4 protein-coding genes are annotated in these 3,053 nt (G+C 45.2%); all 4 read right to left on the bottom strand.

Translation table 11 applies throughout. The features are described 5' to 3' along the window. Positions 1-349: 349 nt before the first annotated feature. The 4 genes from A1332_RS01330 to A1332_RS01315 all read right to left on the bottom strand — a co-directional run bounded on the left by A1332_RS01330 (position 350) and on the right by A1332_RS01315 (position 3,029). Positions 350-1,192 carry an endonuclease/exonuclease/phosphatase family protein gene (locus tag A1332_RS01330; RefSeq protein ID WP_064006781.1) on the bottom strand — a complete coding sequence of 281 codons (843 nt, stop codon included), beginning with the start codon at positions 1,190-1,192 and terminating at the stop codon, positions 350-352. Between the two features lie 57 nt (positions 1,193-1,249). Beyond that, the gene (locus A1332_RS01325; RefSeq protein ID WP_064006780.1) at positions 1,250-1,489 is read right to left on the bottom strand and encodes a DUF1902 domain-containing protein; all 240 of its coding nucleotides are present in this window, start codon (positions 1,487-1,489) and stop codon (positions 1,250-1,252) included. A gap of 268 nt (positions 1,490-1,757) precedes the next feature. Further along, positions 1,758-1,964, bottom strand: coding sequence for a hypothetical protein (locus tag A1332_RS01320; protein WP_064006779.1), 207 nt, complete (start codon positions 1,962-1,964; stop codon positions 1,758-1,760). 339 nt (positions 1,965-2,303) lie between these two features. Next, entirely contained in the window at positions 2,304-3,029 is a 726-nt protein-coding gene (locus A1332_RS01315; protein WP_082879470.1) for a putative bifunctional diguanylate cyclase/phosphodiesterase, read from the bottom strand. Positions 3,030-3,053: the final 24 nt, after the last annotated feature.

The following is a 3,053-nucleotide window of genomic DNA, read 5'->3' as shown; positions in this document are numbered from 1 at the left end:
AGTCACGGATTCAGGTATTAGTATTTACTACGTCCCGCTGGTACTCATTAAAAAAATAAGCATACCTGGGCAAATCATCCGGCCAAATCGGGTCTTTTGCCATTAAGGTTCCGCAAGCCGGCAGTACCATAATAATTAAAATAGCCAAAAACCGTATTTTCATATGAATTACTTAGTGTCTGCGTCAAAAACTTGGTAAACACCGGCTCTATTAGACGCCATCTCGATAGAACAACCACGCTTTGAGATGGCTTTGCCAGCGTGATTTTATTTAACATGAAAAATATTTCATCTATATTAAATAAATCACACCCCACGGCTAACCGAAGAATTTTATGCACCCCAATACTTAAAATAAATCGAACTTGGCAAAATAGCCAAAATGATCGGAAACGACAGGATAAAACTCATCATTAAAAATAATATCCATGGATTTAATTCGTAGCGGATGCCCGTTTCTTTTAAAGATATAGTCGATCCGTTTGGGCGGGCTGTGTTTCCAGCCGTCTATACGACCGTGATAGCTAGGCTTGTAAAAGTGGTGGGGATGTAATTCGTAAAATTGATCGACATATTCCCCATTGCCCACGATATGGTTATAAGCATGTTCCCCAGCGGGCGCGTTGAAATCGCCAACGATCAAATCCGCCCGGACGCCGAAATTCCGGCGTGAATCGACCAGTTGTTTGAGCCGAGCGTATTCGTGAAAAAAACCATGATGCGCCCAACTCAAATGCGCATTGGCGACATGCAACAAGCCGAACCAAGGCACATCAATGCAAGAAACCGTGACATTGCGCGACATATAATTGTCTTTACGCTGATCATCCGACACATACGCCGAATAATTATGTCGCATCGGGTATCGACTCATGATGGCTGTGCCTTCCCGCCAGCGATGGAAACCGATATGGCTCCAGTCTTGATGAATATGGAACCAGTGTCCCCAATGCCGTAATTTTTGACAAATCCGGAACGCCATATTGGAAGGCGATTCGCCATAGGGCTGAGTAATGGGGTCGTGCAAATACTCACCCACCTCCTGAAAACAAACGACATCCATTCCCAAATGGGCTATAGCTTCGGCGATGATATGCACTTCTCGTTCATGCTGATGCATAGTGTCGAAACAGCAATTCAGGGGATGTTGTTGATAGGTGTGCAGGTTGAGAGTTAGTAGCGAGAGTTCCATGGGCGATCTATCATTCTCGAACTATTGATCCGCCGGGATTGAATCGAATGTCTTGTTTTAGATAAGCGAAATTTGACTGCTGACTGGCCAGATTTTGGTGAGGATAAAGGTTTGCTTACCCGCCGGAGCGCGACCAATCTGCTCCAGGCCTATAACGTCCATGATTCGAGCTCTCAGGCAGTCAATCAACTCGTCCATGGTAGCCGCCTCGATTTCGAGCTGATCGAATAATACGCTAGTGGCTATCCACGCGGCTTTATCGCTATTCCATTCGGCTGTTATCTCTATAGGCTGCATATATCCCGCTTAGAATGACTTTACCGACCAAATTGCCGACAAATAAAAACACATATCGATTCAATGAACGACGACTAACGATCTACGAATACTTTTCGCTATTTGCTCAAAAATAAACATCCGAACATTATTTATGTGGATTGTGACGCGACGATGACGGGTTTGATTTTCCCAAACACTTTTCGTCATATTGAACAGGGGGCCAAGCCAAATCAGGCAACTTCGCGCAAATGTTTACCGATACGTCGGACTAAAAACACAGAGTCTGCTATCCTTTTTCCATAGCCTCTTTTTCTAAAGCAAGTTCTATTACGCGACTGCTGAGATGTTCGTCGATCAAGACAATATCAACCATCGCATCAAGAACCAAGCGCAGCTTTACGGCGTTTAGCCTTGAGAAGGTATTCAGTGTTTTACAGGTTTCTTTATTCAAAGAAACTTTTTTTCTATCATCTTTTGTTTTTTCCGCCGCCATGACAAGTTCCTGATCAAAGAAGAATATTACGTGGAAGTATCAGTTAAAAAACTAGTGGAACAAGCTTGGTGTTTGCAAGAAAGCATCAGGCGATTAATTGAGCAAAATTGCAATCGTTGCAACCAAAATGGATGCTGTACTCCTTCAATATTAAAAGACCGGCTGAATCAGGTATTTGAAAAAGCTCACTCTCGCTACAAACCTCGGCTTCAGAAACTATGGTCTTAACGCAAAACCAGCAACCTGATTTTTCCGCGCCCGCTCCGCTTGATACTCAGAAATTACCCGGGGCTTTCTCAAGTCGAGAATTTAATATTTAGTTATATTTACTCCCGACGATCACCGGCTGGAACTAATAAATTGCCCGTGCCATACACCAAAATCATCCCCCGGCAACGGCTTGGCAAAATGATAGCCTTGTACCTCATGGCAGTGATGACTGGTAACGCATTCCAGCTCATCGCTATTTTCAACCCCCTCCGCCACCGTTTCCAGGCCCAAGCTTTCCCCCAAGGCAATAATGGCCCGCACGATTGCTTCATTGGCCGGCGTATTTTTGATATGCCGTATAAAGGACTGATCTATTTTAATTCGATCCAATGGGAATTTGCGTAAATAGCTCAGGCTGGAATAACCCGTTCCGAAATCGTCAATTGCCAACTTAACGCCCAAGGCCCGTAAATCCATTAAAGTTTGCACTGCGTGTTCGGCCTGCGTCATCACCACGCTTTCGGTTAACTCTAATTCCAGATACTGCGGGTCTATGCAGCCCTCTTCAATCAAACGCTTTACCAGTGTGCAAAATTCCCGCTGCTTGAATTGCACCCCGGAGATATTCACGGCCATCCGCAGTGCGGGCAAGCCCTCTTCCATCCATCTCGAATGCTGACGGCAAGCTTCCCTGAGCACCCATTCCCCAATGGATATGATCAAGCCCGTTTCTTCGGCAATGGGGATAAAAGTGCTTGGCGGGACAACGCCCAATTGCGGATGGTGCCAGCGTAGCAAGGCTTCCGCGCCTACTACTCGCTGTTCGGGCAGTTGAATCTGTGGTTGATATGACAGCGATAAGAGTTATAACTAAATCTG

The sequence above is a fragment of the Methylomonas methanica genome (genome assembly GCF_001644035.1).
Lineage (GTDB): Bacteria > Pseudomonadota > Gammaproteobacteria > Methylococcales > Methylomonadaceae > Methylomonas > Methylomonas methanica_A.
Note: the sequence above shows the minus strand (reverse complement) of the source record. Positions and strands in the feature narration are given on the sequence as shown.